The organism is Nostoc piscinale CENA21 (assembly GCF_001298445.1).
GTDB classification, from domain to species: Bacteria; Cyanobacteriota; Cyanobacteriia; order Cyanobacteriales; family Nostocaceae; genus Nostoc_B; species Nostoc_B piscinale_A.
Genome location: NZ_CP012036.1, coordinates 6,542,867 through 6,560,248, shown reverse-complemented (window position 1 = coordinate 6,560,248; position 17,382 = coordinate 6,542,867). Strand labels below are relative to the sequence as shown.

14 protein-coding genes, 1 tRNA gene and 2 pseudogenes are annotated in these 17,382 nt (G+C 41.1%); 11 read left to right on the top strand and 6 right to left on the bottom strand.

What is annotated here, in order from left to right; genetic code table 11:
* Positions 1 to 28 precede the first annotated feature (28 nt).
* From ACX27_RS28230 to ACX27_RS28220, 3 genes and pseudogenes are all read left to right on the top strand, one after another.
* Positions 29 to 1,970 (top strand): annotated as a pseudogene (locus tag ACX27_RS28230) (FAD-dependent oxidoreductase).
* A gap of 177 nt (positions 1,971 to 2,147) precedes the next feature.
* Positions 2,148 to 2,507, top strand: coding sequence for a hypothetical protein (locus ACX27_RS28225; protein ID WP_235526408.1), 360 nt, complete (start codon positions 2,148 to 2,150; stop codon positions 2,505 to 2,507).
* A gap of 297 nt (positions 2,508 to 2,804) precedes the next feature.
* Entirely contained in the window at positions 2,805 to 3,728 is a 924-nt protein-coding gene (locus tag ACX27_RS28220; RefSeq protein ID WP_235526407.1) for a glycosyltransferase family 2 protein, read from the top strand.
* A 20-nt stretch (positions 3,729 to 3,748) separates the two neighbouring features.
* On the opposite strand, the gene ACX27_RS35905 is transcribed toward ACX27_RS28220, so the two are convergent.
* Positions 3,749 to 3,844, bottom strand: a complete 96-nt coding sequence (locus ACX27_RS35905) for a hypothetical protein (RefSeq protein ID WP_418006846.1) — start codon at positions 3,842 to 3,844, stop codon at positions 3,749 to 3,751.
* 63 nt (positions 3,845 to 3,907) lie between these two features.
* Between ACX27_RS35905 and ACX27_RS28215 the strand changes: the two genes are divergently transcribed.
* From ACX27_RS28215 to ACX27_RS28205, 3 genes are all read left to right on the top strand, one after another.
* Positions 3,908 to 4,585 (top strand): rhomboid family intramembrane serine protease, encoded by a 678-nt coding sequence (locus ACX27_RS28215; protein WP_062297421.1) that lies wholly within the window; start codon positions 3,908 to 3,910, stop codon positions 4,583 to 4,585.
* A 102-nt stretch (positions 4,586 to 4,687) separates the two neighbouring features.
* Positions 4,688 to 6,061, top strand: coding sequence for an S-layer homology domain-containing protein (locus ACX27_RS28210; RefSeq protein WP_062297419.1), 1,374 nt, complete (start codon positions 4,688 to 4,690; stop codon positions 6,059 to 6,061).
* 191 nt (positions 6,062 to 6,252) lie between these two features.
* On the top strand, positions 6,253 to 7,305 hold the full coding sequence (locus tag ACX27_RS28205) for an SGNH/GDSL hydrolase family protein (RefSeq protein WP_062297417.1): 1,053 nt from the start codon (positions 6,253 to 6,255) through the stop codon (positions 7,303 to 7,305).
* Here the strand turns inward: ACX27_RS28205 and ACX27_RS28200 are convergent.
* Positions 7,247 to 8,023 (bottom strand): class II aldolase/adducin family protein, encoded by a 777-nt coding sequence (locus ACX27_RS28200; RefSeq protein WP_062297415.1) that lies wholly within the window; start codon positions 8,021 to 8,023, stop codon positions 7,247 to 7,249. The two genes, ACX27_RS28205 and ACX27_RS28200, sit on opposite strands and share 59 nt — an antisense overlap.
* A 63-nt stretch (positions 8,024 to 8,086) precedes the next feature.
* On the opposite strand from ACX27_RS28200, the gene ACX27_RS28195 reads away from it, so the two are divergent.
* A complete protein-coding gene (locus ACX27_RS28195) occupies positions 8,087 to 9,130 on the top strand; it encodes a M42 family metallopeptidase (RefSeq protein ID WP_062297414.1) in 1,044 nt (347 codons plus the stop codon).
* On the opposite strand, the gene ACX27_RS28190 is transcribed toward ACX27_RS28195, so the two are convergent.
* Positions 9,131 to 9,202 (bottom strand) — tRNA-Thr (locus ACX27_RS28190).
* 33 nt (positions 9,203 to 9,235) lie between these two features.
* Between ACX27_RS28190 and ACX27_RS28185 the strand changes: the two genes are divergently transcribed.
* From ACX27_RS28185 to ACX27_RS28170, 4 genes and pseudogenes are all read left to right on the top strand, one after another.
* A complete protein-coding gene (locus tag ACX27_RS28185; RefSeq protein WP_062297412.1) occupies positions 9,236 to 9,505 on the top strand; it encodes a DUF3493 domain-containing protein in 270 nt (89 codons plus the stop codon).
* A 567-nt stretch (positions 9,506 to 10,072) separates the two neighbouring features.
* Positions 10,073 to 10,879, top strand: a complete 807-nt coding sequence (locus ACX27_RS28180; RefSeq protein ID WP_062297411.1) for an LmeA family phospholipid-binding protein — start codon at positions 10,073 to 10,075, stop codon at positions 10,877 to 10,879.
* Positions 10,880 to 11,170: 291 nt separating this feature from the next.
* A pseudogene (locus ACX27_RS28175) lies at positions 11,171 to 11,825 on the top strand (tetratricopeptide repeat protein).
* Between the two features lie 219 nt (positions 11,826 to 12,044).
* A complete protein-coding gene (locus ACX27_RS28170; protein WP_062297409.1) occupies positions 12,045 to 12,803 on the top strand; it encodes a Uma2 family endonuclease in 759 nt (252 codons plus the stop codon).
* 6 nt (positions 12,804 to 12,809) lie between these two features.
* Here ACX27_RS28170 and ACX27_RS28165 read toward each other — a convergent pair whose 3' ends face one another.
* The 3 genes from ACX27_RS28165 to ACX27_RS28155 all read right to left on the bottom strand — a co-directional run bounded on the left by ACX27_RS28165 (position 12,810) and on the right by ACX27_RS28155 (position 17,306).
* Entirely contained in the window at positions 12,810 to 14,378 is a 1,569-nt protein-coding gene (locus ACX27_RS28165) for a DHA2 family efflux MFS transporter permease subunit (RefSeq protein WP_062297408.1), read from the bottom strand.
* A 152-nt stretch (positions 14,379 to 14,530) separates the two neighbouring features.
* On the bottom strand, positions 14,531 to 15,793 hold the full coding sequence (locus ACX27_RS28160) for an MFS transporter (RefSeq protein WP_062297406.1): 1,263 nt from the start codon (positions 15,791 to 15,793) through the stop codon (positions 14,531 to 14,533).
* Between the two features lie 46 nt (positions 15,794 to 15,839).
* The gene (locus ACX27_RS28155; RefSeq protein ID WP_062297404.1) at positions 15,840 to 17,306 is read right to left on the bottom strand and encodes an HlyD family secretion protein; all 1,467 of its coding nucleotides are present in this window, start codon (positions 17,304 to 17,306) and stop codon (positions 15,840 to 15,842) included.
* Positions 17,307 to 17,382 lie beyond the last annotated feature (76 nt).

Genomic DNA, 17,382 nt, shown 5'->3' with positions numbered 1-17,382 from the left:
TAGATGGGAAAAGTTAATTTTGTAACCAATGAGCCAAATACCTAATTTGCTGGAATCATCTACTATCTCCCGTCGTACACTGCTGAAGTTATTCGGTGTCAGTACAGTTGCAGGAGTTACGGGATACTCGCGGTTTAGTAAGCCTAAACCAACGGTATTTCAAAAAGATACTCTAGATTTGCCACAAATATTAAATCAACCCAAAACTGTTGTTGTAATTGGGGGTGGTTTAGCAGGTTTAGCTTGTGCTTATGAATTAAGTCAGCGAGGATTTATTGTCACACTGTTAGAAAAATCTCCTCAATTAGGTGGCAAAATCGCTAGTTGGCAAGTAGAAGCGGCTGGCAAAACCTTTATGATGGAACATGGATTTCATGGCTTTTTTCCCCAGTACTATAACTTGAATAGTTTGGTAGCAGAATTGGGGATAAAGGATAATTTTCAATCGCTGAATTTTTATTCTGTGGTTTATCAAGATGCTAAATACAAACCAGAGGTATTTCGCCCCAGTCACTCGGCTTTTCCCTGGAATATTATAGATTTAGCGATCGCATCTCCAAATCGCTTCCGTTGGGGCATTAATTTAACGAAAATTAAACATCTGCAAGTCTTTCAAGCGATCACTGGCTTTCAAAGAGAAAAAAAATTATCAGCGATTTGATAATATATCTGTGGCTGATTGGGTAAAAACAGAATTTCCCCAAGGTTTATATGATTTATATTTTCTGCCTTTTGCCAAATCTAGCTTGAATGCACCAGATTTAATGAGTGTGGGAGAACTAATGCAGTTCTTTCATTTTTATTTTTTTGGAAATCCTGAAGGACTGGCTTTTAATGGTACAAAAGACGATATGGGGACAAGTTTAGTCCAACCGATCGCGCAGGCAATTGTGCAGCGTGGTGGTAAAATCATCACCGACGCAACTGTGACTGAAGTTGTGGCTGTTAACGGTAAAATTGATGGCGCGAAATATAGGACTGATGGTAATTATAATTCTGTGCCATTGACGGTGGAAAAAAATACCGCGATCGCAGATAACAACATAGAATATTTTGGCGTGGCTGATGAAGTATTTGCCTTACCTGTAGGTTCTCAGCAAGCAATTTCTCTCACCTGCACTCATCAAGGTTGCACTGTCCAAAAAGCAGAGGATGGTGGTTTTCAATGTCCTTGTCATGGAGCGGTATTTGCAGCTGATGGTAAAGTTATCAAAGGCCCGGCAAAACGAGATTTAGCTAAGTTTCAAGTCGTGAAACGAGACGGTGATCAATTGCAACTAGTAGCAGTTAATCAAGAGTTGGCATCACCCGAAGAAATTCAAGCTGATTATTATGTTTTTGCTACCGATGTTCCGGGAGTGCAAACATTATTTCAGCGGATCAATGGGGATGTTGATAAAACAGTACAAAGCCAAGTCGAAAATTTGAGTATTGCTGACCCTTTTGCAGTATGTCGCTTTTGGTTTGACCGGGATTTTGAGTGGCAACAAAGTAATTTTACTTCTTTATCTGGCTACCAATTAACAGATAGCATCACTCTTTATCATCGTATTCAACAGCAATTTATTGAGTGGTCACAAAGCACTGGTGGTAGTGTGGTTGAATTACACGCTTATTGTTATAAAGAAAAGCAATTTCCCACCCAAGCAGCTTTGCTAGAAACTTTTGAACAAGAACTGTATGCCATTGTGCCAGAGTTAAAACAAGCCAAAATGTTGCATCGAGAATTAGTTAACCAACATAACTTTTCAGGATATCCACCTCATAGTTATGCTGAACGTCCTGAAACTAGTACTAATATTCCCAACTTAATATTTGCTGGTGATTGGGTGAAAATGCCTTTTCCCTGCGGCTTAATGGAACGTGCTGTGAGTAGTGGTTTATTAGCTGCCAATGAGATTTTACACCGGGAAGGTTTACAGAGGCGATCGCTATTCTCTGTCAATCCTGAAGGGCTATTGCAGATATAAAGAGCTAACTAAATCCTTGATTTCTTAAAGGAATCGAGGCTCTGGGGTTTTTTGAGTTATTATCGGTGACAGATAATATATAAATTAAGAGAATTTTGATGCAAGTGAATAAAATAGCCTTGGTAGTTGCAGCAATTCTTACTATGTCACCCTTGACTTTAGTAATGGCAAAAAAATGTGCAGGCTGTTGCTGTGGAAGAACGAATCAAATCAACACCCAGTAATCAACCAGAACAATCTGTACAAAAAACTTTTACAAATCTCATCAATGCCCTTGAACAAAACAATTATACAAACTTTATTTCTCAAGGAAATCCAGCTTTTAAAGAAGGTCTAACAAAACAAATATTTACCCATGTTAGTGAACAATTAGCACCGCGCCTCAAGAAAGGTTATTCCTCTGTTTTCTTAACAAAATTAAACCAGCAAGGCTATCAAGTTTACTTATGGAAATTGTCATTTAAAGATGGCAGCGATGATATTGTAGCGAGACTGAGCCTGAAAGATGCAAAAGTAGCTGGATTTTGGTTGAATTAATACCAATAGAACTTATGCACCAAGATTATCTGTGAAGAATGGGTGTAAGGGTGAAAGGGTGTGGGGTGTAAGGGTTTTAGATACATACACACCAAAGGGGAATTCAAAAGTCAAAGAATTTTTAACTTTTGACTTTTGACTTTTGACTTGATTTTGCCCTTCCACCCTCACACCCGTAAACTCAGCCTCCTCATTCTCTCCACTCCTTGACCAATCAGGAACCGTGTCTAGTACAGTATTGTCATAAGCTGGAGATGGGTAATTTCTGTTGTGGGTGAGAATGTGTTTTTCAGTGTTGTGATACCAACTTATAATCGTCTGCCGATTTTAGAAAAGTGCCTCCGAGCCTTGGAAATGCAGGAATTGAGTGCGTCAACTACAGTGAGTGATTACGAAATTGTTTTAGTAGATGATGGTTCTACAGATGGAACCTTAGAATGGTTGGCAGCACACAAGCAAGAGTTTCCCCATATCCGATGCTTTCAGCAAGACCATGCAGGCCCGGCGGCGGCGCGGAATTTGGGTGTAGAACAGGCACTTGGTGATACGATTATATTTATCGATAGCGATTTAGTAGTGCTGAAAAACTTTCTGCAAGCTCACGCTGACGCATTATTGCAGGGAAAAGAGAAATTAGGAAGCGATCGCTTTTTTACTTATGGTGCAGTAATTAATACTTGTAATTTCGAGAATCCCACTGCGGAACCTTATAAAATTACCGATTTCTCCGCGGCTTTTTTCGCTACAGGTAACGTTGCTATTCCTAAACATTGGTTAACTAAAGCTGGATTATTCGATACTGGTTTCCAACTGTATGGATGGGAAGATTTAGAATTAGGTGTCCGACTGAAAAACTTAGGACTACAACTTATCAAATGTCCCGCAGCCGTGGGATATCATTGGCATCCACCATTTAATTTAGAACAAATTCCTAACTTGATTGAAAAAGAAATTCAACGCGGCCGTATGGGAGTTTTGTTTTATCAAAAGCATCCCACTTGGGAAGTGCGAATGATGATTCAAATGACATGGCTGCACCGTTTACTGTGGGGTATTCTCTCACTGAATGGTCTGCTGAATGAACGCACAATGGCTCCCTTTTTACGCTGGCTGATTAAATTAGGTAAACCCCAATTGGCATTGGAAGTAGCTCGGATTTTTCTCAATTGGTACAACGTCAAAGGCGTATATGAAGCTTATGCACAGTCAACTGGGAAGTAAAAGTTAAGAATTTCTGCGGCTTACCCTTGTTGTAATTGTTGACAATAACTGTAGAGGTTATCTAGAGTGAGTCGGCCATTACCTAGTTGCAAGCAACCTAGGCTACCGTGGGCAATTATTTGGAGACTGGCTTATGCACAAGCTATATTGCAGTTAATTGATAATTAGGAAAAACACCTGTGTTTCCACTCTATGACGAAAATCCCACGCGAATCACACCGTATTTTACTTACGGTTTGATTGGCATGAACGTTTTAGTTTTTCTTCATGAAGTGAGTTTATCTAATGCCCAGTTGAATCTTTTTCTCCGCGAGTATGCTGTAGTACCCAGAGAATTAACCTATAACTTTTCTGGTGAGTGGATAACTTTGATTACATCACAGTTTCTCCACGGTGGTTGGTGGCACTTGATATCTAATATGGTCTTCCTGTGGGTCTTTGGCAACAACATCGAAGACCGTTTGGGTCATTTCAAATATCTGGTTTTTTATTTGGCCTGTGGTGCTTTAGCTGCTTTGTGTCAGTGGGTGATAGGAATTGAGTCTCCTATTCCTTCTTTGGGGGCTAGTGGTGCAATTTCTGGAGTTTTAGGTGCATATTTAATTCGTTTTCCTCATGCCAGAATTACAACCTTAATATTCTTAGGTTTTTTTGTCACTACAATTAGCGTTCCAGCACTGGTAGTCATTGGCATTTTCTTTGTACAGAATGTCATCTCTGGTCTCGCCAGCCTGCAAGCTGCTGCTAACATGAGTGTCCAAACTGGGGGTGTTGCTTATTGGGCGCATATCGGTGGCTTTGTTTTTGGAATTATACTTGCGCCCTTGTTTGGGTTATTTAAACGTGACTATGAATAGGTGCATAAGTCTTAATTAAGAAATCTAAATTCCAATCAATCGTGAACTTTTGCCAGTCTGCGCTAGGGTAGAAAAGGACACGTAATTTATCCATTCCTGCTTGTGCTTCTTCGCAAACGTCCAGCCGCCTTATTGAGTTTGGCTGTTTTACTTACTTCCCTAACAGCTTGTAGCAACAATCCAGCCGCTAAAAACCTGGAAAATTCTTTGGCGGCTGATCCCCGACTGCAAAACAACCCAGTTGTTTTTGGAGAAACTAGCAAAAACGAAGCACCAGCACAAAACGAAACAACAGTTCAGCTTCCTGCGGATTTTCCTAAAGAGATTCCGTTGTATACAAATGCCACACTTCAAGAAATTACACCTGCGAGTAATTCCAATAATCAAGTATCGACTCGCTGGTTGAGTTCTGATCCCAGCAATTTTATTACCAGCTTTTATCGTAGCCAGTTGCAAGATAATAACTGGCAAATTCTACAACAGCCAACTGATGATGTGGGTACTTTTGAAGCACGACGCAATGATTTGTTAGTCAAGGTATCTATTCAACCTCAATCTGTGACAAATCCTGCACCTAATCAACCACAAACAGCTACCAGCATCGTGATTGATTATGCACCCAATAGTACCAATACTGCACAATCTACACCCACAACTAACAATACTCCCCAACCTGGTGATTCGCAGTTTATTGGGCCAGTAGCACCTAACACTGCAACTCCCCAACCCAGCACTACACCAAATAATTCAACCACCACTGCAACTACAGCAACAGCTCAAGAATTTTCTGACCTCAACAAAGTACCGCAAGAATTACGCCAACATATCCAAGACTTAGCTGCATTGGGTGTGTTATCGGTGGAATCTTCAGCAAGTAAGGCTAATTCCAATAACACAAACTTATTTGAACCCAGTAAAATCATCACTCGCCGAATGTATGCACGGTGGTTGGTTACGGCTAATAATGCAATGTATCCGAATAATTCCACTAAGCAGATACGTTTGGCTAGTGAAACTACGCAACCTGCTTTTAGTGATGTACCAAAAACAGACCTAGATTTTCCCGCAATTCAAGGATTAGCTGAAGCTGGTTTAATTCCTAGTACTTTATCGGGAGACACAACCGCAGTTTTGTTTCGTCCTGATGCGCCTTTAACTAGGGAACAGATGATTTTTTGGAAAGTACCTTTGGATACTCGCCAAGCTTTACCGACTGCTAGTTTAGATGCTGTCAAACAAACGTGGGGTTTTCAAGATGCTGGAAAAATCGACCCGAAGGCCTTAAGGGCAATTTTGGCAGATTTTCAAAGTGCGGAACAATCAAATATTCGGCGAATATTTGGCTATACAACGCTGTTTCAACCGAAAAAACCAGTGACTCGTGCTGAGGCGGCGGCGGCTCTATGGTATTTCGGCACGCTAGGCGATGGTGTATCGGCTGCCGATGCTTTGAAGGTGAAGCGATCGCCTACCTAATTTTTCTTTATACAATATTCGTAAATCGTGAAAATTCAGTAAATATATTTTGCTGTGTCTTTATCTGCTGAGAATTTTTCAGTAAAATTGCAGAAATTTGGAATTGTAACTACAAATTTTAACCATCATTTAAATATACAGTCGGTACATTTACCTTTTTCGCAAATATCTTTTTACTGGATACGCAGCAGATGAAAAAACAATTGTTGGCGGCTGGCTTTGTCGTTTTATCTTTGGTGTTGCCGCAGAAAGCTTTGGCTGCGAATTTTAGCCAGCTTTATGTATTTGGTGATAGCTTATCTGATACAGGTAATGTTTTCAATGCAACAGGTGGTACCTTTCCTCCAACTAACAGTTACTTTAATGGCCGTCTCTCTAATGGCCCTTTATGGGTGGAATATTTTGGCAATCAATTGGGATTAAACCCTGCTTTAGTCACCGATTTGAATAATGGTAATCCCACCCAAGGTATTAACTTTGCCTTTGGTGGTTCTGCGTCTGGTTTGGGTAATGCGGTTGTCCCTACAGCACAAGCACCAGGAGTTTTAGGACAAGTCTTTTTATTTGCCCAATCTCTGTTAGCTAATAACCAGACTGCTGATCCGAATGCACTGTATGTTGTGTGGGGTGGTGCTAATGACTTTCTCTTCCCCAATCCCCAAGATTCATCAATACCAGTTAATAACATTAATCTGGCATTAAATACCCTGGTGAGTGTGGGTGTGAGAAATCTTTTAGTATTCAATTTGCCCGATTTAGGCAAGCTTCCAGGCGCTACTATAGATAATCGAGTTCCGGCTACTCTGACGCAATCAACTAATGATTTTAATTTTGGCTTGCAAGCAGCTGTCACTGCTTTAAGTCAAAATCCCAATCTGAATATTATTCCTGTGGATGTCAATTCTCTGTTTAATCGGGCGATCGCATCTCCGGCGACATTCGGTTTAAATAATGTCACACAAGCTTGTCTATCTCGGTTGGATATCTGTCAAAACAACCAAAATCAGTTTTTATTTTGGGACAATTTTCATCCTACTACCACGGCGCATCAATTCATCGCAGAGACCGCATTGGCCGCTATCCAAGCACAGGAGGTTCCCGAATCTTCGACCACTTTAGGATTATTGGCGCTTGGTGTTGTGGGTGGAGTCGGAATACGCAAGCGCCAACAAAAAAAGCTGGCTGTCACTCCAACAAATCAGGTTCTTGGCGCACAATCATCTCGTATAAAGGTTGAAAGCTGAACCAACCTAAATTATGCGAACCAACTTGAGTATGTGCTATCTCTGCATACTCATGTTTAATGGGGCTGGGTTTACCCGCAGCCTCAGCTAATAATTGTGCTTGACAAGAACGCTCCATTGTGGTAAACCACCAAGCAGCCTCATCAACTGAGTGACCAACCGTGAGTAAACCGTGGTTTTTCAGGATAATGGCTTTGTTTGTACCAAGGGTTTGGGCAATACGCTGGCCTTCCTGTGGGTCAAGCACTACCCCTGTATAGTCATCAAATAAGCTGTGGTCTTGGTAAAAAGCACAAGCATCTTGGGTAAGGGGGTCAAGCAAGCGACCAAGACTTGACCAACTTTTACCATAAATAGAATGAGCATGGGCGGCGGCGACGACATCCGGTCTGGCTGCATGAATTTGAGAATGAATGGCAAACGCAGCCCGATTCACTGGGCGATCGCCTAAAATTACCTCACCTTCTTGATTAACTAAAATCAAATCACTCACGCGAATTAAACCAAAGTGCATTCCAAAAGGATTCACCCAAAAATGTTCCGGCGTTTCCGGGTCGCGTGCTGTGATGTGACCTGCAATTCCCTCATCAAAACCATAGCGGGAAAATAACCGCAAGGCGGCTGCTAATCTTTGTTTCCGGTGTAGGCGTTCTTCGGGAATGGAGGTAAATTTTGGTGGTTCAGGTGCGTTTGGTTTTTGTACAGATATTGTTTGCATAATTTAAGTCAGTGGTGAATATTTATCGTTAGGATAAGGCAGAAGACAGATTAATTTTAATGAATGTGGGATTACGAGCAGTTATTTAAAATTATTGAAGAATTGGTTATGCACCATTCGCCTAGCGGTGCAGAGGGTGAGATTAACCAATTTTTACTCCAGCAATTTGTCGCCCTGGGAGTAGAAGTGTGGAGCGATCGCGCCGACAATATTATTGCTAAAATTCCAGGGAAGGACTCTAGTAGAGCGATCGCTATTACCGCCCACAAAGATGAAATTGGGGCAATTGTCAAAACAGTTGGCGAAGCAGGTAAAGTAGAAGTCCGCAAACTTGGCGGTGCTTTTCCTTGGGTGTATGGCGAAGGTGTAGTTGATTTGCTAGGAGACAATGAAACTATCTCTGGTATTCTCAGCTTTGGTTCTCGCCATGTCTCTCACGAATCTCCTCAAAAAGTCCAGCAAGAAGATACACCTGTAAAATGGGAAAATGCCTGGATTGAAACCAAGCGCACCACTGCCCAACTAGAAGCCGCAGGTATTCGACCAGGAACCAGAATGGTTGTTGGTAAACATCGCAAACATCCCATTCGCTTAAACAATCACATTGCCAGCTACACCTTAGATAATAAAGCGTCTGTTGCTATTCTGTTAGGTTTAGCGCAAACCCTGAAGCAACCAGCCTGTGATGTGTATTTAGTAGCCTCAGCCAAAGAAGAAGTCGGCGCAATTGGGGCGTTATTTTTTACCCAAAATCAGCAATTAGATGCTTTGATTGCTTTAGAAATCTGCCCACTATCTGAGGAATACCCAGTTCAGGATAATGAAAATCCGGTGTTGCTATCTCAAGATGCCTATGGCATATATGACGAAAACTTGAATCTACAATTATGCCGTGCTGCCAAGCAACTAGATATATCTGTACAGTTAACCATTCTCAGTGGCTTTGGTAGTGATGCCTCCATCGCCATGAAATTCGGCCATGTCGGTCGTGCAGCTTGTTTGGCATTTCCCACACAAAACACCCACGGTTATGAAATTGCCCATTTAGGTGCGATCGCTAACTGTATTAATCTGTTAAAAGGCTTTTGTGAAACATTCACCGAATAAAGCCGATGACGGGATTTGAACCCGTGGCCTGCTGATTACGAATCAGCTGCTCTACCACTGAGCCACATCGGCATACACGATTAGAAATTATAGCATTATTTACCAATGGTAGACCCAAATCCCAAAACACGCCTAAATCCAGAACAATATGCCCGTCTCAAAGCAGAGATCGCCGCACCTTATCGCGGCTTACGGCAATTTATTTATATTGGCGTGGGAGCTTCTAGTTTTATTGGCGCATTTGTCTTCTTTTTTCGCGTACTTGCAGGTAAAGAACTTGATACTGCTTTACCGAATTTAGCATTGCAAGTCGGAATTGTTGCCCTGATGGTCTTTTTGTGGCGCTGGGAAAAAAGTCGGCAACTACCTAGATAATTAAATATATCTCAAAGATAGATGGGATAAGAGTTTCGCATCATTGAAGGCGGTTGGACATAGATATATGCCGCCTTTTTACATAGCTTAATATTTTTATCTTTTCTTAACTTTTTGACATAATTTGCAATAGAAAGAGAAAAAATATAAAAAAAATATTAGGAATTTAGAAAAAATCAAAATCTCTGCAAAAATGATAATTGTTCAAACGGGGTCAGCCAATATAAAGACCCTGAAGATAGACACATAGTTTTTAGATAGGGTCAAATACAGTTTAAAGACCCTGCATTTAGGAAAAAACTCAAAAATCATCAGCGTCATAACTAGCAGTTTGTTAGCTTGACGCTTTTAACTTTTTTAGGAATTAAGCCAGAAACCGAAAAATTTAAGTAGACGGTTCGTTTTTTACTCCTCTACGAATATGAATTCTGTAACATAAATCACGTTGTGTAGAGAAACATTAGCGATTCCAAGTCAACTTATCAGTACAATCAATCTCTAGAGGGTTGCTGTATGGTTCACATTTTGTTACAAAAGTACAAAGAACTTCTAGAGACGCACTAACTAATGTTCGGCGGACTAACTGGTTTACAAGATCCTAAAGGCACTGACTGGGGTGAGCGAATGCTCAACACAGTGGCCAGCCAAACGATTCGCCATCTGTTTACCCAAAGCGAGTCAGTAGAAGTCTTGGTACGCTGCTATCCCTCCAGTAAGTTGTTGCAAGGTAGCATTGATAGTTTCAAAATGAACGGACGTGGCTTGGTGATCCGCAGAGATTTTGCGGTGGAAGAGATGTCCTTTGAAACGGATGCAGTGGCGATAGATTTTGGCGCGGTATTAAGTGGCAAATTAAGCCTGAAGCAACCCACGCAAGCGATCGCCCAAGTAGTATTATCTGAAACAGGTATTAACCAGGCTTTTAAGGCAGAACTCGTGAAAAAGCGCCTAGTTAACCTTGATGTACCTGCCTTAACAGAATTATCTGGTGGTCAGCCAGTTTCCTTTCCTGAAGTTCAGGTACAACTTTTACCAGAAAATCGCCTGCGAATTACCGCAAAAGCCGATTTAAATAATGGCGAACTCGTCCCCGTAAATATGACAGTTTCCATCGCGGTGGAACGGCGGCGACGTATTTCTTTTAAAGACCCCCAAATTGACCTTGAACAAGTCCCAGAAACGCAACGAGCAACTTCTCAAACCCTGAGTGCGGCACTGGCAGAAATTTTAGATAATATGGTCGATTTAGATCGTTTTGACTTAGATGGAGTCAAAATGCGACTTAATCGTTTGGAAACTGAAGGGCAAAAATTAATTTTCAGTGGATATGCTGAGATTGAACGTATCCCTCGGAGCGGGGGAAGTGCAACTTAAGAAGTCAAAAGTAAAAAGTCAAAAGTGAAAAGATAGTCCCCATAAATAAATTTAGGAGTCAGTTGTTTGGGCTTGTGACCATCATTCTTTTTCTTTCTTTTGCCTTGTTCGGTCAGAATTACTAATCAATTTAATACTGATGTAATTTACTGCAATATTAACTACAACCTTGTAGATTATCAACTTCAGTATTTCCAAAGTTGTAGGGCGATCGCTAGTCTTTGAGGGAACGTTAAGTAACGCACTTCCATCTATGATCAGGATGAGGACATTATTGAGGAGTGGAAAGCAATGAAGATTCTACCCATTAGTAGCATCATGCTGAGTCTCATAGCTGCAATTGGTGAATCGCCATTAGTGTTAGCAGTTCCCACAAAAGTTGCTTTTCAAGAAAATGTACAGATTACTGAAAAACAACCACAAAAACTAGCGCAATTTCAGGATGATGGAAATTCCGAGCGATCGCAACTAGTACAACAAGCAAACAATTTATTAAATAGTGGTGATTTAACAGGGGCTGAAAAAGTCTTACGTACATTAATTAAAAAAGTATCCCGACGATGCTTTTGGACATTTTCAACTCGGTAATGTACTGCGCCGACAAAAGCAACCCGAAGCAGCTATTACATCTTATCAAGAAGCCCTTCGTCTCAAGCCCAAATATGCTTTAGCTTACAATGCGATCGGTGTTGTGTATGCAACTCAAGACCGTTGGGATGATGCTATTAGTCAATATCGCAAAGCTTTAGAAATAAACCCCAGTTATGGGGAAGCCATGACTAATTTAGGACAAGCACTATGGCAAGTTAATAAAAAAGATGAGGCGGTTGCTTCTTTAGAAAAAGCTTTAAATATTTTTAAGACACAAAGTCGTAATGATAGAGTTTACCAGATTGAACAAATGTTAAAACAAATTCGGGCTGCTGATAATCCTGGCGTGTCTTAAAACAAAATTCAGTATTAAAAGAGAACAGATAACAGGGAAATTCCCATAAATAAATTTCACGGCAAGATTCAGATACCCGACTTCTTAAAGAAGTCGGGATATTTTTATTCATCAATGATTTAGTACTTTCATAAGACTAAGAGTCTAAAAATTGCTTAGTATTTTCTCATCAAGCAAAATTCCAATAAAATTAGGATACATTGCTCTGGGTTAAAGCCTATGACTTCCCTATCGGCGTTAACTTTACCTGACCACACTCAATTACCAGAGTCAGACGGAACGTTTGTGAAGAACTGGCAAGAACATCCTCAAAGTGTATTACTGACTGACTCGATAAGTCCTGTTATCGAAGCATTACATCCCGATGGTCATTATTGTATCGGTCAAGATTTAGGTATTTACTGGCGACTAACTGACCCGCCAGAAAAAGGCGCAACAGCACCAGATTGGTTTTATGTGCCGAATGTACCCGCAACTCTCAACGGTTTAACGCGGCGTTCTTATGTCTTATGGAAGGAGTACGTTGCACCGTTAATTGTGATTGAATTTGTCTCTGGTGATGGTCGAGAAGAACGGGATAGAACGCCACCATCTCAGGGTGAAGGCGGAAGTGTAGGCAAGTTTTGGATTTACGAACAGGCAATTCGTGTGCCTTACTATGCCATTTATGAAGTAACTAAAGCCCTGGTAGAAGTTTATCACTTAGTTGATAATGCCTATCAACTTATGCAGCCAAATGAACGCGGACATTACCCAATTACACCAATGGGTGTGGAGTTAGGAATCTGGCAAGGATTTTACCCAAATGCAGAATTACCTTGGTTGCGGTGGTGGGATGCAGAGGGGAATTTATTGTTAACTGGTGATGAACGAACGAAAGTGGAACGCCAAAAACGCAAGAGAATTGTTGAGAAGTTACGTAATCTTTCTCCTGAACAACTCAATGCTTTAGGAATTGACCCAGAAATGTTAGATTAATTAATTCTAATGGGCAACTGCACCACCAGTTGCTTTGACTTTTTTAATGAATAAAATCGCAATCCCACTAAGTAATAACGCTAGACCAATAAAGTAAAAACAATCATTAAAAGCCATAACAAATGCTTCGCGGCGGACAACATTTGAAATAGATGCGATCGCCTGATTTTGCGCTGTAGCCAAATCTGCACCGCGACTGATAAAATATTGTGTCATTTGGTCAATTCGCTGTTGGGTTTCTGGGTTATATAAAGATACAGCATCGCCTAATCTATTCGAGTGAAATTGCTCTCTATTAGTTAATAAAGTTGCTAACACAGCAATTCCGAGAGAACCACCCATATTCCGCATCATATTAAATAAACCACTGGCTGAACCTGCATCTTTAGGATTCAAACCAGCAGTTGCAATAGAGGTTAGCGGAACCATAATTAATGGTTGTCCCATCGCCCTTACCAGTTGTGACCACCGCAATTGATCTAACCCTGTTTGATTGGTTAATCCCGCATTCATAAATGCACTGATGGCAAACAAAGTTACTCCTAACGCCACCATAAACCGCACATCAATGCGTTGCATAACTTTTGGAATAAAAGGAATAATAAATAACTGTGGAATTCCCGCCCAAATTAGTACTTCGCCAATTTGTAGTGCATTATATTGTTGAATTTGCGCGAGGTACAAAGGCAAAATATAAATCGAACCATATAATCCTATCCCCAGGGATACATTCACAACACTGGCTAACCCAAAGTTACGATAACGTAATAACCGTAAATTAATGAATGGTTGCTTACGAGTTAATTCAATAAAGAAAAATAAAGTCAGAAAAATTGCGGCAATAATACTCAAGCGTACAATTAATGGCGAACCAAACCAATCTTTCCGGCTACCTTCTTCTAACACAACTTGTAGGGAACCTAAGCCAATAGCCATTGAAATAATTCCCCACCAATCGCCTTGTTTTAATAACTGAATTTGAGGCGGAACTTGTTTAATTCCATACCAAACACCAGCCAACATTAATGCACCAGGAAACACATTAATATAAAAACTATATTCCCAACTATAATTTTCTGTTAACCAACCGCCTAAAGTCGGGCCAATTGATGGTGCAAAAACTGCTGTAATGGCAAAAGCTGCAAGTCCTATTGATTGTTTTGCTGGTGGCAAAGTTGTTAACACAACTGTCAAAGCTGAAGGAATTAAAACTCCTCCTGTAAAGCCTTGAAAAGCCCGAAAAACTATCATGGAATTTAAATCCCATGCCCAAGCACAACAAATAGAAAAAAATATAAATAATACGGTATTAACTAATAAATAAAGTCTGAGTGAAAAAACCCGTGATAGCCATCCGGTTAAGGGAATGACCACGATTTCTGCCACAAGATAAGCGGTAGAAATCCAAGAACCTTCTTCTAAAGTTGCACCTAAAGATGCTTGAATTTCTTGTAATGAAGCGTTAGTTATTTGGATATCTAAAACTGCCATAAAGGCACCAAGCATACTGGCTAATACACCAATCCATGTTCTTAGAGGTATAGGTTCTGGTGCTACAGCCGAAACATTAGCCATAGTAATGCTCCATTTTGAGGGGCGAAGATTGGGAGAATATTAAAAATGTACCATTGATAGGAGTTTAGAGATGACAGAGTTTCTATCTACCGATTTTCTCTTAAATCTCTCTGCGTCTGGGCGTGAAATAAATCATCAAATTCAACCCCAATCTACTTCCTAGCTAAAATACCTTTCTGTTCATAAATCGGTATTACCATTTGTCGTAAAGCGGGAAGTTGTCTACTAAAAAATATTGACCCAATAATACAAGCTATACCATCAATAATTAATGTATTAGGAGCGCCAATTATATCTGCAATTCCACCGCCAATTAAATTACCGATAGGTATCATGCCTAAAAATGACATTGTATATAGACTCATCAATCTGCCACGTTTATCTTCTTCAACGATGGTTTGCAAAAATGTATTGCTTGCAGCAATCTGTAAAATTGTTCCTAAACCTACAAAAAGCATTGTGAATAAAGACAGTGGTAAAAATCGAGAAATAGCAAAGGCAATTAAACCACATCCTAAGATTGCTGGTGCGATCGCAATTAATTTCCCAATTCCTAAAATAGTTTTTCGCGTAGCTAGATATATTCCCCCTGATAATGCTCCCACGCCTGATGCTGCCATTAAAAAGCCTAAAGTTTCAGCACCACCTTTTAAGATTGTTTCTGCAAAAACTGGCACCAGAATTGTATTCTGTAACCCCATTAAACTAACTAAAGCTGATAGTAATAAAATTGCTCGAATCGGAGGAAAGCTGAAGGCATAAATAAATCCTTCTTTTACTCTTTGTATAGGATTACCTTGAATAACCGGAATTTTCCAAGGCTTAACTGTCATCGCTATTAAGCCTGCAATGACAGCAATGTAACTCAAACCATCGATTAAAAAACAGTAAGCAACACCAACTCTGGCAATTAATAATCCTCCTACTGCGGGGCCAATGAGTCGCGCTCCATTAATCATAGTTGAGTTGATGGCGATCGCATTGGCTAAATCTTCTCTGCGTTCTACTAATTCGGGTACAAATGCTTGTCTGGCTGGCGCATCTAAAGCGTTAATAAATCCTTGTAATAAACTCAAAGCAATGATATGCCAAACTTGAATCACGCCTGTTAGTGTTAGCCCAGCTAACGCTAAAGACTGGATCATTGCCATAATTTGCGTACCAATTAAAGTACGATACCGCGAAAAGCGATCTACAAACACGCCACCAAAGGGAGCGAGAAAAAAACTGGGAATTTGACTAGCAAATCCAACCACTCCTAGCATTAATGGTGAGTTGGTTAAGTCATACACTAGCCAAACGGTAGCCAGTTGAGTCATCCATGTCCCAATTAGAGAAATTCCTTGTCCAGCAAAAAACAAACGATAGTTTTTTGACCTGAAGGCAGGTAGTTGCAACTGTTTAAATTTGGTCATTTGTCATTGGTTATTTGTCAATAGCCTTAGTCAATTGACTTTTGATTCATTTAACTTCAACACTAACTTCCGCAGACATCCCTGGTGTAATCCGTGAGTCGTAACCTTGGATACTCTTTTGGTCTAAAACTATCTTCACAGGAATACGTTGCACTACTTTGGTAAAGTTACCTGTAGCGTTGTCTGGTGGTAATAAGGCAAATTGAGCGCCAGAAGCAGGGGAAATGCTGTCAACTTTGCCGCTAAAGGTGTGGTGAGGAAACGCATCAAGTTTGACTTCTACTGGTTGTCCTGGGCGCATTCTTTCTAATTGGGTTTCTTTAAAGTTGGCTACTACCCAGTTTTCGTTATCGACAATTGCCATTAATGGTGATCCGGCTTGGATTCTATTGCCAACTTCCACTGTTTTTTTACCAACTCGTCCGGCACTAGGGGCAGTAATGTTGGTGTAGGATAACTGCAATTGGGCATCTTTTAATGATGCTTCAGCCTGGGCGATCGCAGCTTTGGCAGCTTCGTACTGGCTACGTTTGACGCTAGTATCTTGAGTTCCAGCTGTCGCTTGTTGCAATCCGCCTCTCGATGCTGCTAGTTTTGCTTGGGCGCTGGTGACACCTTCTTGGGCTTGGGCGAGTCGAGACTGGGCTTGAGCTACCCCAACTTTGGCGGAGGCTAATCTGGCTTGGGCTTGTTCAACTCCTTGGACAGCGGCATTTTTCTGCGCTAAAGCCACATCATAGGCGGCTTTGGCTGCATCCAACTGTTGACGAGCGATCGCACCTTCTTTATATAAGCTGTTGTAACGGTTGTAATCTGTTTCCGCTTTTTGCAAGTTGGCGTTGGCTTGGGCTACCTGAGCTTGGGCGGCGGGAATCCCGGCTTGGGCTAATTCCACATCGGCTTGGGCAGCGGGAATCCCGGCTTGGGCTTCTTTTACTGCTGCTTGGGCTGTGGAAATGGCAGATAAAGCACCACTCACATCACCTTGGGCTTGGGTTGTCTTGGCATTGGTGGTTTCCGCAGTTAAGGCAATATTGGCGGCGGCGGCTTCGGCTTGACTGCGGGCGTTGGCTAAAGCTGCGGCGGCTTGCTGCACTTTACTTTGATAGTCGCGGGGGTCAAGTTTAACTAATAACTGTCCCGGTTGCACTTCTTGGTTATCGTTCACTAAAACTTGGGCAACGGTTCCAGGAATTTTGCTGCTAACTTGGTGAACGTGTCCGCTAACAGTGGCGTTGTCTGTTTCTTCGTGAGAGGAAGCATACTGCCAGTAGTTATAACCAAATGTACCTGCGGTGATCGCACCTACACCCAACCCTGCCAGAATTAAAGGCAATCGCTTTTTACTACGGGGTTTTTCTTTTTTCTCTGCCTCTGGCTGTGGGTGGACATCCGTTTCCGGTGCTTCTGGTGTGGCGATCGCAGCGTCTAAAGTCTCGGTATCGGTAATTATTTCTGTTTCATCAACAGATGTTTTCTCTTTGTTGCGTCCGTTTAAAGTGGTTGCTGTCATAGTTCTTCTCTTCCTTGCTGAATATGTTGATAGTCTTTTAGTTAGAATACGTACTATTCAGTTACAACTAGCTTTT